This is a genomic window from Tengunoibacter tsumagoiensis (assembly GCF_003967535.1).
Taxonomy (GTDB): Bacteria; Chloroflexota; Ktedonobacteria; order Ktedonobacterales; family Ktedonobacteraceae; genus Tengunoibacter; species Tengunoibacter tsumagoiensis.
Map to the genome: position 1 here is coordinate 2626113 of NZ_BIFR01000001.1, position 20712 is coordinate 2646824.

General features: G+C 50.1%; 17 protein-coding genes and 1 pseudogene. 5 read left to right on the forward strand and 13 right to left on the reverse strand.

The window, feature by feature from the left end; all coding sequences use genetic code 11:
• Window positions 1–35: 35 nt before the first annotated feature.
• Window positions 36–2075: a S9 family peptidase gene (locus EL628_RS10315; RefSeq protein WP_126579863.1), complete on the forward strand. Its 2040-nt coding sequence runs from the start codon at window positions 36–38 to the stop codon at window positions 2073–2075.
• 58 nt (window positions 2076–2133) lie between these two features.
• Here the strand turns inward: EL628_RS10315 and EL628_RS10320 are convergent, their stop codons facing one another.
• Together EL628_RS10320 and mtaB are read right to left on the reverse strand one after the other, a co-directional pair.
• Window positions 2134–3192, reverse strand: a complete 1059-nt coding sequence (locus EL628_RS10320; RefSeq protein WP_126579864.1) for a Vgb family protein — start codon at window positions 3190–3192, stop codon at window positions 2134–2136.
• A 12-nt stretch (window positions 3193–3204) separates the two neighbouring features.
• Window positions 3205–4716: a tRNA (N(6)-L-threonylcarbamoyladenosine(37)-C(2))-methylthiotransferase MtaB gene (gene mtaB / locus EL628_RS10325; RefSeq protein ID WP_126579865.1), complete on the reverse strand. Its 1512-nt coding sequence runs from the start codon at window positions 4714–4716 to the stop codon at window positions 3205–3207.
• 379 nt (window positions 4717–5095) lie between these two features.
• Here mtaB and EL628_RS10330 point away from each other — a divergent pair, with 379 nt between their 5' ends.
• Complete coding sequence (locus EL628_RS10330) at window positions 5096–5740, forward strand: uridine kinase family protein (RefSeq protein WP_126579866.1); 645 nt, start codon at window positions 5096–5098, stop codon at window positions 5738–5740.
• A 61-nt stretch (window positions 5741–5801) separates the two neighbouring features.
• Here EL628_RS10330 and EL628_RS10335 read toward each other — a convergent pair whose 3' ends face one another.
• Window positions 5802–6464, reverse strand: a complete 663-nt coding sequence (locus tag EL628_RS10335; protein ID WP_161975400.1) for a DUF2085 domain-containing protein — start codon at window positions 6462–6464, stop codon at window positions 5802–5804.
• A gap of 46 nt (window positions 6465–6510) precedes the next feature.
• The gene (locus EL628_RS10340; protein WP_126579868.1) at window positions 6511–6771 is read right to left on the reverse strand and encodes a glutaredoxin family protein; all 261 of its coding nucleotides are present in this window, start codon (window positions 6769–6771) and stop codon (window positions 6511–6513) included.
• A gap of 286 nt (window positions 6772–7057) precedes the next feature.
• Between EL628_RS10340 and EL628_RS10345 the strand changes: the two genes are divergently transcribed.
• Entirely contained in the window at window positions 7058–7777 is a 720-nt protein-coding gene (locus EL628_RS10345; protein WP_126579869.1) for an N-acyl homoserine lactonase family protein, read from the forward strand.
• A gap of 73 nt (window positions 7778–7850) precedes the next feature.
• Here the strand turns inward: EL628_RS10345 and typA are convergent, their stop codons facing one another.
• The 4 genes and pseudogenes from typA to EL628_RS10365 form a co-directional block, all read right to left on the reverse strand.
• A complete protein-coding gene (gene typA, locus EL628_RS10350; protein WP_126579870.1) occupies window positions 7851–9707 on the reverse strand; it encodes a translational GTPase TypA in 1857 nt (618 codons plus the stop codon).
• The gene (locus EL628_RS30970; protein WP_126579871.1) at window positions 9697–9882 is read right to left on the reverse strand and encodes an ST-I family heat-stable enterotoxin; all 186 of its coding nucleotides are present in this window, start codon (window positions 9880–9882) and stop codon (window positions 9697–9699) included. The genes typA and EL628_RS30970 overlap by 11 nt, the downstream gene beginning before the upstream one ends.
• A gap of 529 nt (window positions 9883–10411) precedes the next feature.
• A pseudogene (locus EL628_RS10360) lies at window positions 10412–11842 on the reverse strand (zinc ribbon domain-containing protein); the annotation flags it as partial.
• 228 nt (window positions 11843–12070) lie between these two features.
• Window positions 12071–13927, reverse strand: a complete 1857-nt coding sequence (locus EL628_RS10365) for a glycoside hydrolase family 15 protein (RefSeq protein ID WP_126579873.1) — start codon at window positions 13925–13927, stop codon at window positions 12071–12073.
• Between the two features lie 317 nt (window positions 13928–14244).
• Here EL628_RS10365 and EL628_RS10370 point away from each other — a divergent pair, with 317 nt between their 5' ends.
• Window positions 14245–16146 carry a hypothetical protein gene (locus tag EL628_RS10370; protein WP_126579874.1) on the forward strand — a complete coding sequence of 634 codons (1902 nt, stop codon included), beginning with the start codon at window positions 14245–14247 and terminating at the stop codon, window positions 16144–16146.
• 114 nt (window positions 16147–16260) lie between these two features.
• On the opposite strand, the gene EL628_RS10375 is transcribed toward EL628_RS10370, so the two are convergent.
• Window positions 16261–16740, reverse strand: a complete 480-nt coding sequence (locus EL628_RS10375) for a helix-turn-helix domain-containing protein (protein ID WP_126579875.1) — start codon at window positions 16738–16740, stop codon at window positions 16261–16263.
• Window positions 16741–16936: 196 nt separating this feature from the next.
• Entirely contained in the window at window positions 16937–17257 is a 321-nt protein-coding gene (locus EL628_RS10380) for an SCP2 sterol-binding domain-containing protein (protein WP_218028896.1), read from the reverse strand.
• A 287-nt stretch (window positions 17258–17544) separates the two neighbouring features.
• Here EL628_RS10380 and EL628_RS10385 point away from each other — a divergent pair, with 287 nt between their 5' ends.
• Complete coding sequence (locus tag EL628_RS10385) at window positions 17545–18042, forward strand: 6-pyruvoyl trahydropterin synthase family protein (protein WP_126579877.1); 498 nt, start codon at window positions 17545–17547, stop codon at window positions 18040–18042.
• Window positions 18043–18106: 64 nt separating this feature from the next.
• Here the strand turns inward: EL628_RS10385 and aroF are convergent, their stop codons facing one another.
• The 3 genes from aroF to trpA all read right to left on the reverse strand — a co-directional run bounded on the left by aroF (window position 18107) and on the right by trpA (window position 20710).
• A complete protein-coding gene (gene aroF, locus EL628_RS10390) occupies window positions 18107–19186 on the reverse strand; it encodes a 3-deoxy-7-phosphoheptulonate synthase (protein ID WP_126579878.1) in 1080 nt (359 codons plus the stop codon).
• Between the two features lie 131 nt (window positions 19187–19317).
• The gene (gene aroH, locus EL628_RS10395; protein WP_126579879.1) at window positions 19318–19686 is read right to left on the reverse strand and encodes a chorismate mutase; all 369 of its coding nucleotides are present in this window, start codon (window positions 19684–19686) and stop codon (window positions 19318–19320) included.
• A 160-nt stretch (window positions 19687–19846) separates the two neighbouring features.
• Window positions 19847–20710, reverse strand: a complete 864-nt coding sequence (gene trpA, locus EL628_RS10400) for a tryptophan synthase subunit alpha (RefSeq protein WP_126579880.1) — start codon at window positions 20708–20710, stop codon at window positions 19847–19849.
• Window positions 20711–20712: the final 2 nt, after the last annotated feature.

Below are 20712 nucleotides of genomic sequence, written 5' to 3' on the forward strand. Positions count from 1 at the left end.
AAATATGTAAATGGTACAACAAGGAGAAAACACAGATGGCCCGATCGATTACCATTGATGATCTTTATCATTTAAAATTCTTAAGTCGCCCGCGTATTTCGCCCGATGGTACGCGTGTGGCCTATGTGGTTGCTGAGATTGATGAACATAAGCACGCCTATCGTTCGTCGATCTGGATTGCTGATCTGGCTACGGGTGTCGCCAGACGTTTCACCTATGGGTTGAAGAACGAGGAGAGCCCCGTCTGGTCACCAGATGGACGCTGGCTGGCGTTTGTCTCCAGTCGTGAAGGCCCGACCCAAGCGCAGAATGAGAAAGAGGAAGAGAAGAAAACAGGCAAAGGGAAGCCGCAGATCTGGCTCTTACCAATCGATGGAGGCGAAGCTCGACAGGTAACGTTTATGGAGCATGGGGCAAGTGCTCCCGTCTGGTCGCCTGATGGTCAGCAGCTCGTATTTAGTGCTCAGGTGGGGCCAGCAGATGCAGAGACAGTGGAGGGGAAGGCGTTGCCTAAGGCTCGAGTGATCGATCGCTTATGGTATCGACTTGATGGGGTTGGTTTTATTTATGAACGGCGTTCGCATCTCTTCTTAATCAATCTTTCGGGCGGCGAACCTCAACAACTGACTGATGGCGATTGGGATAATAGCGATGCAGCCTGGTCACCTGACGGTAAGCAGCTTGCGTTTGTCTCGAATCGCAATGAGGATCGCTGGCGCTGGCCTGGGGACGATGTCTATGTGCTCTCATTTCAGGAGGGGCAGGCCAATGTTCTACGGCGGCTAACGGATGGTAAGCTTGCTTGTAATGCGCCAGGCTGGTCACCTGATGGTCAGCAGCTCGCTTTTATTGGGTCGCCCAAGCTCCATGGAGCGGGACAGGCCTATCTCTATGTACTGGCCTCTGATGGCTCACAAGCGCAGCCTCGTTGTCTCTCTGAGGAATTTGAAGGGTCCTGTGCCGATTGGACGAACAGCGACGTTGGCGATGAGCACCTTGCCCCTACTCCCCAATGGTCAGCGGATGGGCAATCTCTCTATACCCTTTCCGCAGTACATGGGGCAACACGTCTGTATCAGATTCCGCTCACTGGATCTGGCTCTCATCCCGAGACGTTGACCCCTGGCGATCTTCATGTGCGAGACTTTACGATTGATGCCTCTAAACAACAGCTGGCACTTCTCATTGGCAGCCCTGTGGCTCCCCAGGAGATCTTTGTGCGCTCTCTTCACGCGAATGGCGAGTTACGACAGTTGAGCCATGAGAACGATGCTTTGCTGGGTGAGTTGGCGCTGGCCCGGCCCGAATTATTGACGTATCAGGGTGCAGATGGCTGGCCAATTGAAGGGTGGATTCTCAAGCCACAGAATTTTACCCCCAGTCAGAAGTATCCATTGGTCGTTGAGATTCATGGGGGCCCGGCTACACAGTATGGATATGGCTTCTTTCATGAGATGCAGCTCCTTGTCGCGGAAGGGTATGTCGTCTTTTATTGTAATCCGCGCGGAAGCATTGGATATGGATATGACTTCTCCAATGCAGTGCGTGGAGCATGGGGCGAAAAGGATTCCATCGATATCATGCTTGGAATGAAAGAGGTTCTTAAACAGGGCTACATCGATGAGCAGCGCCTGGGCGTTACAGGTGGAAGCTATGGTGGTTTTATGACCAACTGGTTGATTGGTCATTATCAAGATTTCAAGGTTGCGATCACCGATCGTTGTGTCAGCAATATGGCAACGATGTTTGGGACAAGCGATATCGGCTGGGATCTGGCCGAAGATAATCTGGAGACCACTCCATGGGAGAATCTCGATAAATATATGCATATGTCGCCAATTGCGTATGTGAAGGATATGCATACACCTCTGTTAATTCTTCATAGCGAGCAGGATCTCCGCTGCAATATTGAACAGGCAGAGCAGTTGTTTGCAGCTCTGAAGTGGATGGGACGAGAGGTGGAGTTTGTGCGTTTTGAAGGGCAGAGCCATGGCCTCTCTCGTGGTGGGCATCCACTTTTGCGCAAGGTTCGTTTACAGTATATTAAGGACTGGTTTGCGAAATATCTTCAATAAAGTGTCGTGCGTGCTTTCAGCGTCTCTCTCTTTTTCTGGCCATGAAACGTATAAGATCTCAGGGTTGCAGCATGCCTAACTTATTGGTTGCTGATTCGGTAAACCAGAGCTTGTTCGACGTCGGATCACTGGCGATGCCAAAGGGAGAGTTCCCCTCGCTGGGAAGGGGATAGAGGGTGAAGCGGCTGGTTGTTGGAGTGAAGCGCGCTAATTGGTTGGCGGAGGGAAGGGTCAACCAGATCTCGCCACTGGCGCTTCGCGCGATCCCATAGCAGCCGCTGGCATCGCTCTCTGGCTGGTACGTTGTAAAGTGCTGTGTGTGCGGATCAAAGCGGAAGAGGGTTGAGTTTCGAAAGGTTGTTCCCCAGATGATGCCTTGTGGGTCGCTTATCACTTCTAGTAACGAATTGGTTGTCTGCTGAAAAGGGAAGAGGCTCAGTTCGCCCGTCTGTGGATTGAGTCGGCCAAGCTGATTTGTCGCGGCTTCAGTGAACCAGACGGTTCCTTGAGGATCAATGGTGATGCCATAGGGGTCAAACTTTTGAATGGTTGCCGGATGAGAGATGGGGTACTGTCTGATCTGACCACTGTGGGGATCAAGTTTACCAATGGCATCGGCATTCATTTCAGTGAACCAGACATTTCCCTGTGCATCAAGAGCCAGATCGTTCGCGCCAGATGGGAGACTGTCAACTGCATTTTGCTCAGTTGAGGTCATGGCAAGAGTGGGTAGGGGGTAGGTCTGGAATTGGCGGGTCTCAGGTTGATAATGGCCGATATAGTTGGCATACTGTTCGGCAAACCAGATAGTATTATCTGGTGCGGCAACAATCCCCATCAAGCCATGGGCTCCCTGTGGTGGCTCAATCTGCTCAATTGAACTGGATTGGGGGTCAAAGACCCCCAATGCATTGGTCCCCATCTCTGCAAACCAGACGCGGCCCCGGCCATCGACCGTAGGACGCATCAGACCACTTTTATCCTGTGGTAGGGGATATTCCTGAAATTTGCCCTGAGCCAGTGTTTTTCCTGTCTGAGGGCTGCTGGCATCACGGCAGGCGGTGAGCAGAACCAGAAGGATGAGCAGGGATGTTAACAGACGCCAGTATGCAGACACGATCTTGATCCTTTATCGCGATGGTAATAAGCCCAGATAAAAGCCCTGGACCCCATCATCAACAAGCGTATCCAGGCGTGCCTGAACGACCGTATGATCCCATGCTTGCTCTTCAGGAAGTCCCTGTACCTCAACGCGGACATAGTTATCGGTTAGCCCTTCCCAGACACCATGTTTGCGTTGTTCAATCAAGACCGCAGCAGTCTGACCCAGAAACTGTTGGCGGAACAGGCGGCTATGCTCATCGTGTAATTCGAGCAGGCGCTGGCTCCGGGCTTTTTTGATCTCATCTTTAATCTGCCCTTTCATACGAGCAGCGGCTGTTCCCTGACGAGGTGAGAAGCGGAAGACATGAGATTTTGCAAACTCCAGTTCTTTCGCCAGCTCATACGTCTGTTCAAAATCCTCATCGGTTTCAGCAGGAAAGCCAGTGATGATATCAGTGCTGATCGCCACACCAGGAATGAGCCGCTTGGCTTCAGTGATAATGGTGCGATAACGATCACTGGTATAACGCCGCGCCATTTTGCGCAGGATCGCATCTGAGCCACTCTGCATAGGGAGATGGAAGTGACGGCACATACGTGGATCTTGCCAGAGCTCAAGCCACTCTAACTGAAAATCTTCTGGCTCAAGTGAGGAGACACGGATGCGAGGGATCTCGGTCTCGCGCAGCAGCGCTGCGATCAGAACCCCTAGATCCTGCTTCTCATCGTCATCAGAATGATAATCCCCCAGATGGATTCCAGTCAGAACGATCTCCTGGAAGCCAGCTCGAGCTTTGCGTTGTACCTGTTCAACGACAGATGCAATGCTACGGCTTCGTGATTTTCCACGGACCGTTGGCACAATACAGTAGGTACAACGATTGTCGCAGCCATCCTGTACCTTCATCTGTACACGTGTGCGTGAAAAAACACGTTCTCGGGCCTGCTCAGGGATGGCTCTTTGAGGCTCAAAAGGAGTGAGCCGAGAAGGATTGTCGGGCTGCGGTTCCTCTTCAGTGGCGTCGAAACTGATCCCACCATCGCTGCCAATATGCTGTGTATCTAAGGGGAGTACCGGGAGCGAGCGCCGACCTGTTGTCTGTGTTGTTTGGTGATCGGTTGCCTCGTTCTCTTCGCTGGCTTCCGCTTCCACTTCCGATACACTTGCTTGTTCCTGCATATGAATGCGGATGCGCTCAATCAGGTCATCTTTGCCGCTATTCCCTAATACCAGATCAACGCCTGGCAACCTGGATACAGCTTGTGGATTTAGTTCAGCATAACATCCAGTGACCACGAGCAGAGCATCGGGACGGCGACGATGGGCCTGTGCAATCAATTGGCGAGAACTGCGATCGCCAAGGTGTGTGACTGTACAGGTATTAACGATATACACATCAGCATTCTCAGTAAAATCGCGCTGGATAAAGCCAGCGGCATTCATCTGATCGCTGATCGTCTCGCTATCGGCCTGATTGACTTTACAGCCCAGGGTGGTGACGGCGAAAGTTGTTGCTTGTCTTGGATGCTCGGACATAGTCTCTCTTAATTTCTTGCTTTCTAATAGCCCATTCTGAAATTGTTATTGACGATAGAGGATCGTAAGGATTCATTATAACTCATTCTAGCACACTTGGGTAGACGGGGTCTGGCGTGAAATCCAGGGTATTCCAATTCTGATAGAAGAGGGAGAGTGTCTTATCACGATGGACAAGTGGTGATTTCTTGTCTACAATTGTAAAAGATATTGCAGAACTACCAACAGGTCTGACGGAAAAGGTTTCCCTATCCTCAAGGCCAGGTTTTTGTGTGCCATCGAGCTCTCTTTGAGAGAGAACAGGGCCTCAAGTCTCTTATTGCGTTGAGATTGTGGCCAGGATAGCTATCTGTCAGACAGTTGAAATCGAGGAGTAAGCATGTTACGAGCGCCAGCCCTACTAGTAGATTATACAGAACTACCCGCAGCCGAGCTCTATTTAGTGGCGGGACCGGCAGCTTCTGGAAAAACAACCTTTGCGAAGGCCCTGGCTCAGCATCTGAATGCAACAATTCTCTCATTAGACAACTACTATCTGGATGAAGATGCAGTTGTGCTAGAGTATGACGAGAGATATGGCCATGTGGCGCAATGGGATAGTCCAGAAGCCTTTGATCTTCTCTCCTTCCAGCAGAATATTCGTGATCTGATACAGACAGGGCAGGCTCAGATTCCGAGTTACAGCTTTGCAAAGAATTGTCGGGATGGTTTCCAGACTCTGACAAAAGGTGAGGGGCAGGCTCTGATCATTGAGGGGCTCTATAGCATTCGTTTTCAGCCTCTTCTAGAAGAGATTACTGATTCGGTTACAACTATTTTTGTGCAGGCTGAACGTGAGACGCGCTGGGTCCGTCGGCGTATTCGAGATCTGCAAGAGCGAGGGAAAGTAGCCGAAGATTTTGAGCGCCGCTATCATTTTGTCACAGCGGCCGAACAGCGCTGGCTGCTTGAACAAGAGCACCATGCCGAATATATTTTAGCAACCGATCATCCAGGATTTTCCTATGAAAAATTTTTCCAGTAAAAGAGGCCAGTACTGTACATCTGCTTATGCGAAGAGCAAGAGGGCAGACTACAAGCTTTTTTTACTCAGCATGGTCCGTTTTTGCAGCCGTTTGCTCAGTCTGGATAGGCGATATGGCCGGGACAGGCTGATAAACGGGGGCAGGCGTATATGTAGCAGGATATGATTGAGGGCGATAGTAGTGAGGAATGGTCTGCTGAGCGGACTCCAGCAAGCTCTTCTGCATCAGTGGGAGAGCGAACCAGACATTTCCTAAACCGAACAACGTCCCCGTAAGCAGGCGCAGCACCCAATCGCTCTCCCGCAGACCAAACATCTGTGTAATCCCATCGAATGCGATAGGCAGGATCATCAACCCCCATAGCCACCAGGGGATGCCGGGAATACGCTTCTTGCTCAGTACAAAGATCAGGCTACCCACAAACATTGAGGCATAGATAGAGAAATTGCGAGCGCACATCCCCAGTTGATGACCAAAGATATAGAAGGAGTGCGACGGAATCTGGGCGCAGACATAATGCAGGGTAAAAAAGATGGGCTTGGAAAGTGCATCCAGACCAAAGTAAGAGAGGAAGGGAACCGAGATGGCGGCAAAGACCAGCAGGCCCAGAATGACCGTTACGCCATGGGCCCAATAGGTGAGCATGGCATCACCCATCTGATCAGCTATGCGATGAAAACCGCCCTGACGGGGTGCCTGAGAGTGATATGGTTGTGTTGCCATGGTCAGTTCCTTCTCTAATAGTATCTCTAGCAGCTTATTCTCTGCCTCAAGTAAGCTGAAAGGCGTCAGCCAATTCATTATACTCTATACGCCCTTCGGCAACAATAGTTTCGTTAAGCAGGATAACGGGGATGCGATAGCGATACTGTTCAAAGAGCTGAAGATCGTTGCGAATATCGATCTCTGTCAGATCGTAGTCAACCTGGCTGGCGATTTCATCAAGAAGATCGCGAGCAGTATCACAGAGATGACAGCCGGCCTTTGTATAAAAAGTAATCTGTGGTAAAGAAGATGGATGGTGGCTCAAGCTTCAGGACCTTTCGTTGAGAGTTGTGAGCACATCATAGCACATTTTCTTTTCTCACTGTGAACAATGTTGGCCGTACAACTCAGAAATCTCCTTACACCTCCTGATGATTGTGAGCAATGAAATCTGCTTGCATTGTGATCCTAGCATATAATGCGACATTTGTCTGTAGTCTTCCTTACAGTCGTAGATAGAAATTTTTTCTATACTGGTGGTATGGGTAGAATTTCTCTCTCTGAAGTTTGTTACATGTATGATCGTCAAAGTGAAAGGATAGGCGAAAAGAATGAGTAACATACACCCACAACGACTGTATCTCCTCCAACTGGCGTCAGCAAATGTGCCATTGGGAGCGGGCCGCACCATGGAGATGATCCAGGGCTGCTATGTCATAGAGATGAGTAATGGGCAGCATATTCTCATTGATAGTGGAATGCCTTCTGATGTTCCGCAACCCGGTCAGGATGAGTCAACAGTATTGAAGCAGCTTGCCGCGTTAGATCTCAGCCCAGCCGACATTGATTTTCTTGTTTGTACACACTTTGATATTGATCATGCAGGGTACCACGATCATTTTCCAGGTGCCGAACTCATTGTTCAGCGCGAGCACTATACTCTAGCGAGAAGTGGGCATCCACGGTATGCTGGAGCACGTTCTCATTGGGATCATCCAGAGCTACGTTATCGCCTGATTGATGGAGACAGTGAGCTTGTACCAGGAGTAAGACTTTTAGAGACGAGTGGGCATGCACCGGGACATCAGTCGGTGCTGGTGAATCTGCCTCAATCGGGTCCAGTTCTGTTAGCCATTGATGCCGTTATGATGGAGCGATTATTTACGGTTGAGCGTAAGGCATGGCCGATGGATGATAACGAAGAGCAGCTTCGAGCGAGCACGCAAAAGTTATTGGATATAGTTGAGCGTGAGCAGGTCTCTCTTGTCGTATTTGGACATGATGGTCAGCAGTGGAAAACGCTCAAGAAGGCGCCAGATTACTACGAATAACGACTATCATGAACAAGCAGGAGACAGTCAATCAATTGACTGTCCCCTGCTTGTTGTGCTGTGAGAGACGAAATTAATCTGAATCACGCATGCGAGAGCGCTCATTCTGAGTAAGATAGCGTTTGCGCAGGCGGATCGTTTTGGGAGTTACTTCGACCAGCTCATCATTATTGATAAAGTCCAGTGATTGCTCAAGGCTCATCAAGATTGGAGGAGTCAGGCGAACCGAGATATCCGAGGTAGAGGAGCGAATATTGGTCTTCTGCTTCTCCTTACAGACGTTCACAGCCATATCCATAGGACGAGTATTCAGGCCAACGATCATCCCCTCGTAGACAGGCGTGCCTGGTTCGATAAAGGTATCGCCGCGCTGCTGAGCATTGTTCAGGCCATACGTGACAGCCACGCCCTGCTCAGAAGCAATCAGAGCACCATTACGGGCGGTATTGATCTTTCCCATCCATGGCTCAAAGCCGATAAGCAGGCTATTCATCGCACCATTGCCCTTCGTCAGGGTCAGGAACGAGTTACGGAAGCCAATCAGGCCGCGGGTCGGGATCTTATATTCGATACGTACATTTCCACTGCCATCATTATGCATATTGGAGAGTTGAGCCTTACGAATGGCCAGCGTCTCGGTCAGCACACCGATATAAGTATCCTTTGTATCGATCGTAAGATGTTCAAATGGCTCCTGGATATGCCCATTCTCATCCTCGCGGGTAATGACCTCAGGACGGGAGACCTGGAACTCATAGCCCTCGCGGCGCAGAGACTCGATCAAGACCGAGAGGTGTAGCTCGCCACGACCAGAGACCACGAACTCATCGGGACTGCTGCCATCAACGACACGCAGGCTTACATTCGTCTCTAACTCCCGATAGAGGCGAGCGCGCAATTGGCGAGAGGTAGAAAACTTGCCTTCGCGTCCTGCGAATGGACTGGTATTTACCCCAAAGGTCATTTTCAGGGTTGGCTCAGTAATCGTAATCGATGGGAGAGCCTCAGGATTATCTGCATCGGCAATCGTCTCACCAATATTGGCATCAGCGATACCCGTTACTGCTACAATATCGCCAGCCATTGCGGCATCCGTCTCAGCCTTTTGAAGGCCTTTGTACGTAAAGACCAGATTGATCTTCTGGCGTGTCACATTGCCATCGCGATCGATGCGTGAAACAGCCGAAGCAGGGGTCATCTTCCCACGGATAATACGACCAATGGCATATTTTCCCTTATAATCGTCGTAGTCCAGGGCCGTCACCAGCATCTGTAGAGGCGCTTCAACGTCCACCTTAGGAGCAGGGACTGTCTTCAGGATCGTCTCAAAGAGAGGCTCGAGATCCTTCTGCTCATCTTCAGGATTGAGCATCGCCACGCCAGCGCGGCCAATGGCATAGAGTACCGGGAAATTGAGATGGTGATCCTGTGTCGCCAGTTCCAGGAAAAGATCCTGCGTCTCATCGACCACATCAGCGATCCGAGCATCTTTACGATCAATCTTATTTACCACCACAATGGGTTGCAGATTGAGCTCAAGAGCCTTCTGAAGCACAAAACGTGTCTGAGGCATCGGCCCCTCAGCGGCATCGACCAGCAAGATACAGCCATCGGCCATCGTCAGAACGCGCTCGACCTCACCACCGAAGTCTGCGTGCCCTGGAGTATCAATGATATTAATTTTCACGCCGCGATAGCTAATCGCCGTGTTTTTCGCTAGAATGGTGATACCACGCTCACGCTCTTGATCGTTGGAGTCCATAATCAACTCACCGACCTGCTGATTGTCGCGGAAAATGTGGCTCTGCTTGAGCAGCCCATCGACCAGCGTTGTTTTTCCATGGTCTACGTGGGCAATAATGGCGACGTTACGAATATCTTCTCGTACCTTCAAATTTGAACCTTCTTGTAAAGCCGTTTCAGCCTGCATAATAGTTTTTTAATTCCTCCAAATTGCAGCAGAGTTGACAGCAAAAAACGCATGTCTGTAGATGAGCGCTTGCTGGTGGTCTTGTACTATCGCATTGACTCTTCTGCGTAACGATGTAAAAAGCGTATCTAAAAGAAAGCGCTGGTGATATGAATATGTGTGTAAATCTTTTCATACACCAAAGATCGTCTTCACGTTTGCATGATCAGGCCGTTGCTTTACAACATTGGGATCAACGCCTTCGCCAGTAGGATCGTGGCTGAATATGTCGCAAGTCGTGAGACCGCTTTATGTGGCAATACTGCTTCCTTACAGATTGCATAAAATTGTTCCCGTAAGATTTTATCCTAATAATCGCTATCTGTCGAGTCTTCTTAGGGGACTGATAGCGGTCGCTGACGTATTCCCAACGACGATACTTGTGGTAGCGTCACCAAAAATGCAGGGGAGAGCAGTTCAAGTGGTATGCCAGCAGTGGCAACTCCTCTCCTCCTATTGTACCCAATTTCAGCGAAATTTGATAGGAGGGCATCCTATCAAAGTACTAACGATTGCCCTGTGACACTCCGCACGCCCTCAAGGGACGGCGGCTTCTTCCACTCCGAGGTACGCGGTCTTCTGAGTCGGTGCCTCGTAGAAGCAACTCGGTGAAGACCGTACTTGATCCGGAATAGACGGGGAGCGCTCTTCCATCCAGAGCGAATCCCCAGGGTGGTGCCTGACCCCTGATCCGTTGCGTGCCCAGTTAGAGGAATAGATGGTTCCCCGTCCCCTCTGGCGTCCTGGCAGCAGACCACACCTGATGCTTACGCATCCCTCTCATGACCAGCATGAGGAGTGGAAGGCTTTTTCTGGTGGCGTGTGATGAGACGCTGACCGACGACCAGCGCGGCGTTCCTATCGGCGTTGCCCTTCATACTGCAAGCTGAGCAAGACACCAACGGAGCTCCTACCGTGTAGCCTTGTGCGGGTTGTCCCTGGCGATAGCGTGCCACAGGTGCATGGCAACGGGCGCACTCACGACTGGTATTGCGAGGCGAGACTCGACTGGTCAGTATGCCTGCGTTATAGGCTTTGTACTTGCTATAGGCAAAAATGCGCCCTTTCATCCAGAAGGCTCGTTTGCTATTGCCCCGGCGACTGTATTTGCCCTTTTCGGGCTTCAAATTGCCGAGATGCTCAAAGACCAGAATGGTTGCGCCCCATTGCTGAGCAAACTGGATAATGCGAACACTGATCTGATGGGCAAGATCTTCATCACGATCACGGATCTTACACCACAGGGCGGCATTATCTTGCTCCCCTTCGGCGATCAAACCCGTTTTGTTGCGGTTGCGTGCAATTTTGCCAAGCTGCTGCTTCCTAAAGCCGTTCAGTTCTTTGCCTCCTTTGAGGAAGGTGGAGGCAAGTGGCGTGCCTTTGGCAGTCTGGATCACACACACAGCGAGATTCTCACCGAAATTCAAGTCGACCGAGCAGAGCTTCGTGTCGGGATCGGTCACTTGTTCCGCAATTTTGGCTGGCCCTTTGAAGGTTTTTTCGAGGGGCGTATGGAGCCGCCACGTTGCACCCTTGCAAACGAGTGAAGGGCTCCCCAATTCATATCCTTCGGCAACATCACGACCTTGTGTTCTCACCTTCACCCAATTCCAGCAGGTCCCGTTCCAGATCTTAACCATGGTTGTTTCTGCTGTTCGCTCTTTCCACATCCCAGCGTACAACGGAACCGATTTGTTCCAGGTGCGTGGAGGGACTGGCGGGCGGGCTTTGTACTTCTTGCCCCTAGCCTCCGCTTTGGTTTTCTGTGCTCTCCAGCGATACAGATGCGAAAAGAAGGAGCGAGCAGAACCCAGAGCAGCATTGATGGCAGCACGGCGAAACAGTGCAGGGATGTCAGGGGCAAGAGCTTGAAGTGGCATGATGGGATCAGGAGTCTCTTTGGTGGTGTGGGTGAGCTTTTCCAGGGCCGTGAGTGCTTCTTTGTTTGAAAGCTGGAGCAGATTCTCATGGGCGTTGATCACGTCAAAGTAAAAGCACACGACACGGTTAAACAACGCCTGATTGGTTGCAAACCATTCGTGATGGTTTGGCTGACAGGTGAGCGTTTGCCTCAACGTGATCGTCGTCTTTGCCATGTCTGAGAATCCTTTCGATAGAGAAAGAAAGCATTCTATCCCTTTTATTTCTTCAGCATATCAAATATATCCTCATTTGTCAATTGATTGATTGAACAAAAAAGAAAGCAAACAAGGCTAAAGCCGGAATAAACCCGCCTTACCGCATGGGTTGAAACCACAACGGCTTGCGGCGGGTTTCGCGGTCAGGGCCAATATGTGCAAATGTCAGGACTTCGTCTACTGCTATTAGCGGAGTAATGTGCCATTAAGGGCGCGATCCATATTATAGCAAGTGCTAATGAGAGAGAGATGCGTGAAGGCCTGAGGGAAATTTCCCAGGGCCTCGCCAGTTGAACCGATCTCTTCTGCATAGAGCCCAACGTGATTGGAATACGTCAACATCTTTTCAAGGATGAGCCGGGCTTCAGGTAGCCGGCCTGCGCGAGCTAAAGCCTCTGCAAACCAGAAGCTGCATGGGCTAAATGTTCCTTCGGTGGAGCCCAGGCCATCATCTGCGGCCCGTTTGGGATCATACCGATAGACATGAGAATCGCTGGTCAGTTCACGCTGAATGCGCTCCAGAGTCTCCAGCATACGAGGATCAGTCGGGCCAGTAAACTTTGTCAGGACCATGAGCAGCGAACTGGCATCGACTGCATCACTTCCATAATATTGAACAAAGCTGCGCTTCTTTTCATTCCAGCCTTTCTGCATAATCTCTTCATAGATCTGGCTGCTAATCTTTTCCCATTCTTCTAGTGGTGCGGGGAGGCCACGGTGGCGAGCAATACGAAGGGCACGATCAAACGCCACCCAGCTCATAACGCGTGAGTGGACAAACTGTTGCTGTCCTCCCCGCACCTCCCAGATCCCTTCGTCCGCATCCTGCCAGTGGTTTCCTAGCCAGGAAAGCAAGCGGCGGATCTGTTGCCAGAGATCATAGGAAATATCCTGATGGCGATCAAAGATATAGATAGAATCCATCAGCTCGCCATAGATATCCAGCTGCTTCTGTTTGTAGGCGCCATTGCCAATGCGGACCGGGCGGCTCTGGCGATATCCCTCAAGGTGAGAGAGTTCAATCTCTTGTAGATCGTGTCCGCCATCAATCGTGTACATGGGCTGAAGCGAGCCATTCTCTTTCAGTTCATGGCAGCGTGCATCCAGCCAGCCCATAAAGGCCTCAGCCTCTTGATAAAACCCGAGAATAAGCAGGCTATAGAGCGTGAAAGAGGCATCGCGCAACCAGGTATAGCGATAATCCCAGTTTCGCGTTCCCCCAATTGTTTCGGGAAGACTGGTCGTGGGGGCAGCAACGATGGCCCCGGTCGGAGCATAAGTGAGGAGCTTCAGGACCAGCGCTGAACGATGGACCCTCTCGCGCCAGCGGCCCTGATATTGGCATTGTGAGAGCCAATTCTGCCAATACTGCATCGTTTCATGAAAAACCTTTTCATAGTTGGCTGCATAGATGGGTTCAGGTTCTATAGTGTGATCGCGGGCACTCTCTAGAATAAAGTAGGCCCACTGATCCGTATGAAGCGTAAAAGTGGCGGCTACGCCACCGGTTCCATCGTCCGTGAGAGGAATGGTCGATGCCAGACCCAGATGGAGGTCTGTACTATTGAAAATGGCGCCATGGGCCGCGATACGAACACTATGGCTGTCACGAGCATAGTTAAAGGCAGGCTTACATTCGATCGTAAAGGTAAGTGAGCCGCGAACGACATGGACGGCGCGAATAATATGATGCTGGAGTTTATGGTTGGGAGTGTTTTTGATCGGCATGAAATCGGTAATTTCGCCAACCCCATCATTCGTGAGAAAGCGCGTGATAAGAATATTGGTTTCAGGCAGATAGAGCTGAGTATGACGCATTGGTTGGGCTGGAGAGACCATAGGGGAAATACGAAAGTGTCCACCTTTCTTGACGTCCAAAAGCGCTCCAAATACGCTGGGTGAATCAAACCGTGGAATACAGCACCAATCAATTGAACCGTTTTTTCCTACCAGAGCGACCGTGTGGAGATCACCAATCACCCCATAGTCCTCAATCGGCTGATACGTCGCATCACGACCCTGAAGTGGGATCTGCTGAACCATCTTTTTGCTCCTCTATAAAACGCTTTATTTGTGATACGAACTTCACCCCGGAAAAGATATAAACATATGAATGCATGGCCATCCATCGCAAAGAGGACGAGAACAAGAAAGCGCCGGGAAATTGATGACTTTATGTACCTGTTCTACGTTATAAAAGAGGACACGATGTCTGTGGACAAAAAGGAACAATTTCCTCCTTTTTGGAGCGTCAAGCGCTAGATACAAAGGAGTATTTTTTGTAAATATTTGTTTGCACTCTCAAAATTTCACATTGTAGTGATAGTTGAGGGATATGCACGCATGGAGATACTTAAAAGATGATGACTTCATCTGTAGTAGAAGTCCCTTTACGAACAGGAGCTCATACTAAGAGAGGCTGGCTGTCGGCACTCCGATCCCCGCTCTGGTTCTGTCTCATTTTTGCTTTGCTTGTACGCATCTGGCTCATCTTTTATACCCATGGTTTTGTAGATATGGATGAGTCTTTAGTTGGTGTACAGGCTCAACATATTCTACGTGGTGAGTTTCCCATTTATTATTATGGGCAACCGTATATGGGTAGTTTAGAGCCCTATCTCATCTCTCTTGTGTTTGCTATGTTTGGTTCCTCTCCACTGACGCTTCGCATTGAACCGTTGCTGCTATCGCTGGTGCTAGTCTGGTTAAGCTGGCGATTTGCAGAGTTAATGGCCCGGCAGGCGCGCCTTTCGAACGTGGCTAGAACCTGGTTTTCGACGACGGTCTCTCTCCTGGCTGCTTTGCCTCCACTGTACAATCTTGTCATTGAGATGCGCACCTGGGGAGGTCACATTGAGATATATATTCTAATGTTATTGCTGCTGACCAGTGGCTGGAAACTGGTTCAACGCTGGGAGGCGGCATCGCAGCGTGAGATTCTGATGCGCTGGTTGGGGATTGGCGTGATTATTGGCGTTGGTTTCTGGGTCTATCCATTGATAGTCTCTGCTGTGCTGGCGGCCTTTATCTGGATTGATGCCCTTCTGTTCTGGAAGTTTCTTCAATCGTTAGGGTGGGTCCCTTTAGCAGCAGATGGCAGGCAGGAATCATTCGCCTTTCATGGCAAAAGAATGCTGCTTGGATTGAGCGTAGTGCCGGGTGTGGTGCTGGGATTTGCTCCTGGTATCTACTGGGGCGCCTTGCATCAGTGGGCAAATATCTGGTATCTTCTGTCGCCTGGTAGCGATGGAGGAAACTCTGTCCATCTGTTGCATCGTTACCCCAATCGTCTGGCTGTTATCAATGGAACGGTTGGGCTGTATGAAAAGTGTCTGGTTCCTCATCTTTACGGTGGAACGTTGCCTACGCAGTCGTTAACGAACTCGAGCGTCTTTTCTTTCCAAAGTCTGGAGCTTCTTAATATAGGAAGTATCATCCTTGTACTGGGTGGACTGATCGCCTCTCTCATCTGGCAGCACTCTCTCTTTCGTGTGTTGCCCCGGCTTGTGGGTCTTCCCTTATTGTTTGCTGTGTGTACCATTGTCTGTTTCTGTTTCTCAAATGTCGTTGGCCATAGCCTGTTTGAGCCTTGTATACGTGATGGTGTTGGTCGTTATGCTGCCCCTGTTCTGCTCGCGTTGCCGTTTTTCCTTGCCGGCATCGTTGCGCTGGTGGTGGAATATTTCAGTAAGCGTGATAAGAGATCTGAGGGGAGCAGGCGCGTACCAGGAAGACGCTTGAGCCGGTTTGCGGTGATACAATGTGGCCTGGCTGCGGTCCTGCTGATGTATGTTTTCTTCATTGGTACGACCTATGTACAAAGCGATCCACAGTATATCTTTCAATCTTTTACCTGTAATCGAGCTCCATATGATACTTCAAAGATTATTGCCTATCTTCAGGAGCACAACATTCATTACTTATGGGGAACACATGCACTGGGAGACACTTTGATCTTTCAATCTAAAGGATCAATTATTGTGACGGACCCACGAATTGTGAATGCTGGAGCATTGAATCGCTTGCCCCAGGATGTGCTGGCAGTTGAGCATGCAGATCGTGCCAGTGTGATTGACATGGTTGCTCATACTGACCCCATGCCAAAATTAGTGCAGGCCATAAATGTTCTGGGGGTAAAGTATACTCTTATACGTATCCCCTCTCAACCGGGAAATGTCGATATCCTCATTTTGACTCCAGTGAGCCGAACTCTGACGTCTACAGAAGCCATCTCTTATGGAGCCTGGAACTTCCATTGTTGAGTGTGTGCTAAAAAGGGAGAGGTGGTGTGACCTCTCCCTTGTCTCGCGAAATGCTTATCCTTAACACAGATGCTATTGTGCTGTTTCCTTTATCTGCATAGAAGACTTGAAGGGCTACTGCGATAAAGGGACTGCCCCTCGTTTCTTGCGAGGCGTGCGCTTGCTCATAGGGAGGGAGTCGGTAGGAGAGGGCGCATTCTGAATGCGAGCAACTTTTTCGCGAATGAGGGAGATCTGAGAGTGGACAGCTTGACGAGATTGCTGAAGTTTCCGAGCAATTTCAGAGGGACGTTCATTATCGAGGATATATCGGCATATAATTGCTTGTTTCTCTGTCAATCCGACGTCTGGATGTTCGAGTGCAGTCTGTGCCAGATCTTCGAGGGGACCATACTTACTGCGTCGATAATTGGCGAGATCGGTGGGGGAGAATAGCCATCGATCGACCACGCGGACACCGGGGATGCGTCCAGCTTCGACAAGATGCATAAAGTGCCAATAGCTCAGATCCAATATTTTGGCCGCTTCATGGGTGGTAAGCATACCATTAAAATGTTGGAGATTGCGCTGAAACTCACTACTCCTAAGAACCATGTCGGACGCCTTTCTACGGTCTGCCGTATATTAAAAGTGCCTGGCAAAGACTTACTTAGTCAACCCGAGTATATCATAGGGCCCAATCGCGTGCAAGAATGGTGCATTGTGTTCGGAGCGAGCAGTCGGCGTGGTGTTCATAGCCAGAGCACCGAGTGCCCCGATTGTGCTCATATCCTGTACAAGGGGCTGGGGGTTATTTCAGGTTGAAAAGATTAGGGATGCGCATTGCAAGCATCATATCACCAGTAGCCTTGATCTTGCCAGTGAGGAAAGCATTCATGGCATCTAATTGACCAGTAGCGACAGCAACCCAATCTTTGTCTGCGATAGTCAGTGTGAGGTCGGGGTTTTCCACGCCCCCTGGAATTAATGTACAGGTCTGGTTCGCGATATGTACCGCCCATTGTCCAGCTTCGGGCCCTGTAACATCAAGCTGAATGATCTTATTTAAACCTGCTGATGCTGCCGTATTAAAGCGAGCCTGTAATTCTTCAAAGGTTTCAGCAACTGTCATGCTTGGCATTCTCCTTCGTTTCGGATCACAAGGGCGACCAGCCCTTTCCGATTCGTTGTTATGTACAGTATAACATATCTACAAGGTCTACGTGGCTGGCCTTGCAGGTGTTTCAGGACATGGTGAGGGGCATGGAAAGCCCAACGATGCCCTTTTCTGGCTGGTCGCAGGATTAGGAGAAACAGATCATCGTGAGAAAAATGGGAGCTCTCTTGTCTCTCCTGGTACCTGATGGTATCCTGTGTAAAGATCCCAAAATGAGAATGTATTGAAATGAGGATAGAGGCATGGCTGGCGAGCAGATTCGACGCAAAGTGAAGGTTGAAGGTGGAACACTTAAATTTAGCTCTGCTCACTTTATCACCTATGGTGGGAAGTGTGAGCGCTTGCATGGGCATAATTACGGTGTGTTAGTCGAGATTGAAGGGGAGCTAGGGCAAGATGGGCTAGTATTTGATTTTACTTTGCTGAAGCGCTACGCTCGGGAGATCTGTCAGAAGCTGGATCACCACTTTTTATTACCGATGCGCAATCCACAGTTAGAACTTATTGCATTATCTGATCAGTGGGAGATTCGCTTTGGTGAGAAGAGGTATCTTTTCCCCTATACAGATGTTGTGGAACTGCCAATTGAGAACTCCACAGCAGAACTTCTGGCTGAATATATTCATGGCGAGCTTTTGCAACTGCTAGCTCAACATGATATCTCACATCTGATCAGCCTCATGGTTGGCGTAGAAGAGGCCCCAACTCAGATGGCATATTATCAGAAGGAACTGCGTTAGATCTACGACAGAGGGGAGCCGATTACCACTCTAATCGGCTCCCCTCTGTCGTAGAGAAGGGTGTTTAGCCAGTGATCAGTGTGCGTCCCACCGCATTGGCAACGGCGTGTAACTGAGGCATGAGAGTGCTGAACTGTTCAATGGTCAGGGATTGGGCACCATCTTTGAGGGCTTCATCTGGATTGGGGTGGACCTCGATCAGAAGAGCGTCAGCGCCGGCGGCGACAGAGGCTAGGGACATAGGGCCTACGAGATCGCGCCGTCCAGTTCCCTGGCTGGGATCAGAGATAATCGGAAGGTGCGAGAGGATCTTTGTCAGCGGGAAGGCGCTGATATCCATCGTATTGCGGGTGGTCTTCTCAAAGGTACGGATACCGCGCTCACACAGAATAACGTTGCGATTCCCTTGTGAGAGGATATACTCAGCGGCCAGGAGCCACTCTTCAAACGTTGATGACATACCACGTTTGAGCACTGCGGGCCGATTAGAGCGGCCAACCTCATCGAGGAGCATATAGTTCTGCATATTGCGAGTGCCAATCTGAAGGATGTCTGCGTACTCGCTTACCATAGCGACATCAGTAGGTGTCATCACTTCAGTAATAATGGCCATGCCAAATTCATCACGAGCCTTTGCCAGCAGCTTTAATCCCTCTTCACCCAGGCCACGGAAGCCATAAGGAGATGTCGACGGCTTAAATGCACCACCACGAAGAATAACCGCTCCCTGTTTTCGGACGGCTTCGGCTGTTGTCATTAATTGCTTTTCGGACTCGACAGTACAGGGTCCAGCCATCATCACCACTTCTTTGCCACCAATACGCACGACGCCTCCCTCTACACAGGCAGCAGAGACTTCGACGATCGTATTTTCTGGATGAAACTCACGGCTTGCAAGCTTGTATGGTTTGGAGACCCGGATCACGCTCTCCACATTAGGGAGTGCTTCAAGCGTCTCACCTAACGTTGGATTGAGGCCGCCCAGGCTGCCAGGAGCTCCATTTGGTGTTACGCCACCCAGGACGCCGATGACAGTGCGTTCGACACCGCGAGAGAGATGACCAGACAGCCCCTGGTTTTCCAGGATCTTCATAACATGTGCGATATCACTATCACTGCTTGCTGCTTTCATGATGACAATCATGTGAATTGACTCCTTTTGGATGACTATACTTTCTGGTTGATCATGTTTATCATCCGGGACAAACATGACGCTTTGTTCATCTATTGGAGGATCTCTTCCGAGAACTGCCTTCTTAGGGGGAAAGGTAGTCTCTAGAGATCAACCTTAAAGGTTGGGCGAAGGTTCACAGCCCCTTTAATGTAGACATGTTGAATCTCGGCTGCCCTCCGTTCAGTATTGACATGGAGTAGCACGCGGATACATTTTTTAAGACTGTTTGGAACTGGGATCTCGCGTGCACAGATCAGGGCAGTATCTGTCCATCCCAGATGTCGTGCGGCTAGAGCTGGAAAGGCTGCATCTAGATCATCTGTCAGAGTGAAAATGGCGCTGACAATATCCTCAGCCTGTAAAGCGTTTTTCTCAACAAGTAGTTCCAGAAGTTCTTGCGTGGCAAGGAGGATCTCCTGCTCATCATTCTGCTCTACAGTCGTCGCACCTCGAATTCCTCGACAAAGCATAGTTTTATTCATCCCTTCCGACAGAAATAGCTGTTCAATCTCACTATAAAAGCAGAGAGAACAGAATACCTTTATTGTAAGGGATAGGGACAAAATTATGCCAGTATGTTCTATCCGTTAGTCTCCCTCAACCTGTAGATAGAAGTTCCGTATCCTCCTCTTATTGGTTGGGTAGACCTTTGCTCAGGCTCTGGATGTAGTTTTTGATCGCTGTCTGTTGTTCTGCTTCTGGCTTTTGATCGATAAGATTAACCAGGGCACTACCAACAACCGCACCTTCTGCATATTGTGTCACAGTGGCGATATGCTCGGGGGTTGAGAGACCAAAGCCGACGGCCATTGGAATCTGTTTCTCTTGCGTGTATTTTCGCACACGAGCAAGAAAGCTGCTAAGGTGAGCTGAGATCTCTGAGCGTGAGCCAGTGACGCCACTAAGTGAGATGCAGTAGATAAAACCACCATGACCAGCGGCTACACGTTCGGTAATGAGCTGGATGCGCTCATCGGGTGCAGTGGGCGGAATCAGGAAGATCAGCGCCAGACCATATTGATAAGCTGCCTGTTCAAGGCGGTCAGCCTCCTCAGGGGGAAGATCGGGAATGATGAGGCCACTGACTCCATGTGCATTGGCGTCGGCACAGAAGCGCTCAAGGCCATAAGCCAGCACAGGGTTATAATATCCCATCAAGATTAATGGCACGTCTGTCTGAGATGAGACTTCTCGCGCAACCTCCATGCACCCTTTCAGGGTCATGCCGCGCTCCAGTGCTATATGCCCGGCGTGTTGGATGGTTGCTCCATCTGCCAATGGATCGCTAAAAGGCATGCCCAGTTCGATGATATCAGCGCCTCCTTCAGCGGCGGCCAGGATTACCTGAACGCTCTGTGAAGCTGAAGGATAGCCACACATAAAATAGGGGATGAGGACGCCCCGCCCCTCATGTTTCGCACGTTGGAAGGCCTGAGTGATTTTAAGTGCAGGAACCAGTGGGGTCGCCTGTTCTTGTACGTTCCGTGTATTCATGG

Excerpts from the sequence above, each read along its gene's own strand:
- EL628_RS10315 (WP_126579863.1), top strand. The coding sequence starts at position 36 with ATGGCCCGATCGATTACCATTGATGATCTTTATCATTTAAAATTCTTA.
- mtaB (WP_126579865.1), bottom strand. The coding sequence starts at position 4,716 with ATGTCCGAGCATCCAAGACAAGCAACAACTTTCGCCGTCACCACCCTG.
- EL628_RS10330 (WP_126579866.1), top strand. The coding sequence starts at position 5,096 with ATGTTACGAGCGCCAGCCCTACTAGTAGATTATACAGAACTACCCGCA.
- EL628_RS10335 (WP_161975400.1), bottom strand. The coding sequence starts at position 6,464 with ATGGCAACACAACCATATCACTCTCAGGCACCCCGTCAGGGCGGTTTT.
- EL628_RS10345 (WP_126579869.1), top strand. The coding sequence starts at position 7,058 with ATGAGTAACATACACCCACAACGACTGTATCTCCTCCAACTGGCGTCA.
- typA (WP_126579870.1), bottom strand. The coding sequence starts at position 9,707 with ATGCAGGCTGAAACGGCTTTACAAGAAGGTTCAAATTTGAAGGTACGA.
- EL628_RS30970 (WP_126579871.1), bottom strand. The coding sequence starts at position 9,882 with ATGAAAAGATTTACACACATATTCATATCACCAGCGCTTTCTTTTAGA.
- EL628_RS10365 (WP_126579873.1), bottom strand. The coding sequence starts at position 13,927 with ATGGTTCAGCAGATCCCACTTCAGGGTCGTGATGCGACGTATCAGCCG.
- EL628_RS10370 (WP_126579874.1), top strand. The coding sequence starts at position 14,245 with ATGATGACTTCATCTGTAGTAGAAGTCCCTTTACGAACAGGAGCTCAT.
- EL628_RS10375 (WP_126579875.1), bottom strand. The coding sequence starts at position 16,740 with ATGGTTCTTAGGAGTAGTGAGTTTCAGCGCAATCTCCAACATTTTAAT.
- EL628_RS10380 (WP_218028896.1), bottom strand. The coding sequence starts at position 17,257 with ATGACAGTTGCTGAAACCTTTGAAGAATTACAGGCTCGCTTTAATACG.
- EL628_RS10385 (WP_126579877.1), top strand. The coding sequence starts at position 17,545 with ATGGCTGGCGAGCAGATTCGACGCAAAGTGAAGGTTGAAGGTGGAACA.
- aroF (WP_126579878.1), bottom strand. The coding sequence starts at position 19,186 with ATGATTGTCATCATGAAAGCAGCAAGCAGTGATAGTGATATCGCACAT.
- aroH (WP_126579879.1), bottom strand. The coding sequence starts at position 19,686 with ATGCTTTGTCGAGGAATTCGAGGTGCGACGACTGTAGAGCAGAATGAT.
- trpA (WP_126579880.1), bottom strand. The coding sequence starts at position 20,710 with ATGAATACACGGAACGTACAAGAACAGGCGACCCCACTGGTTCCTGCA.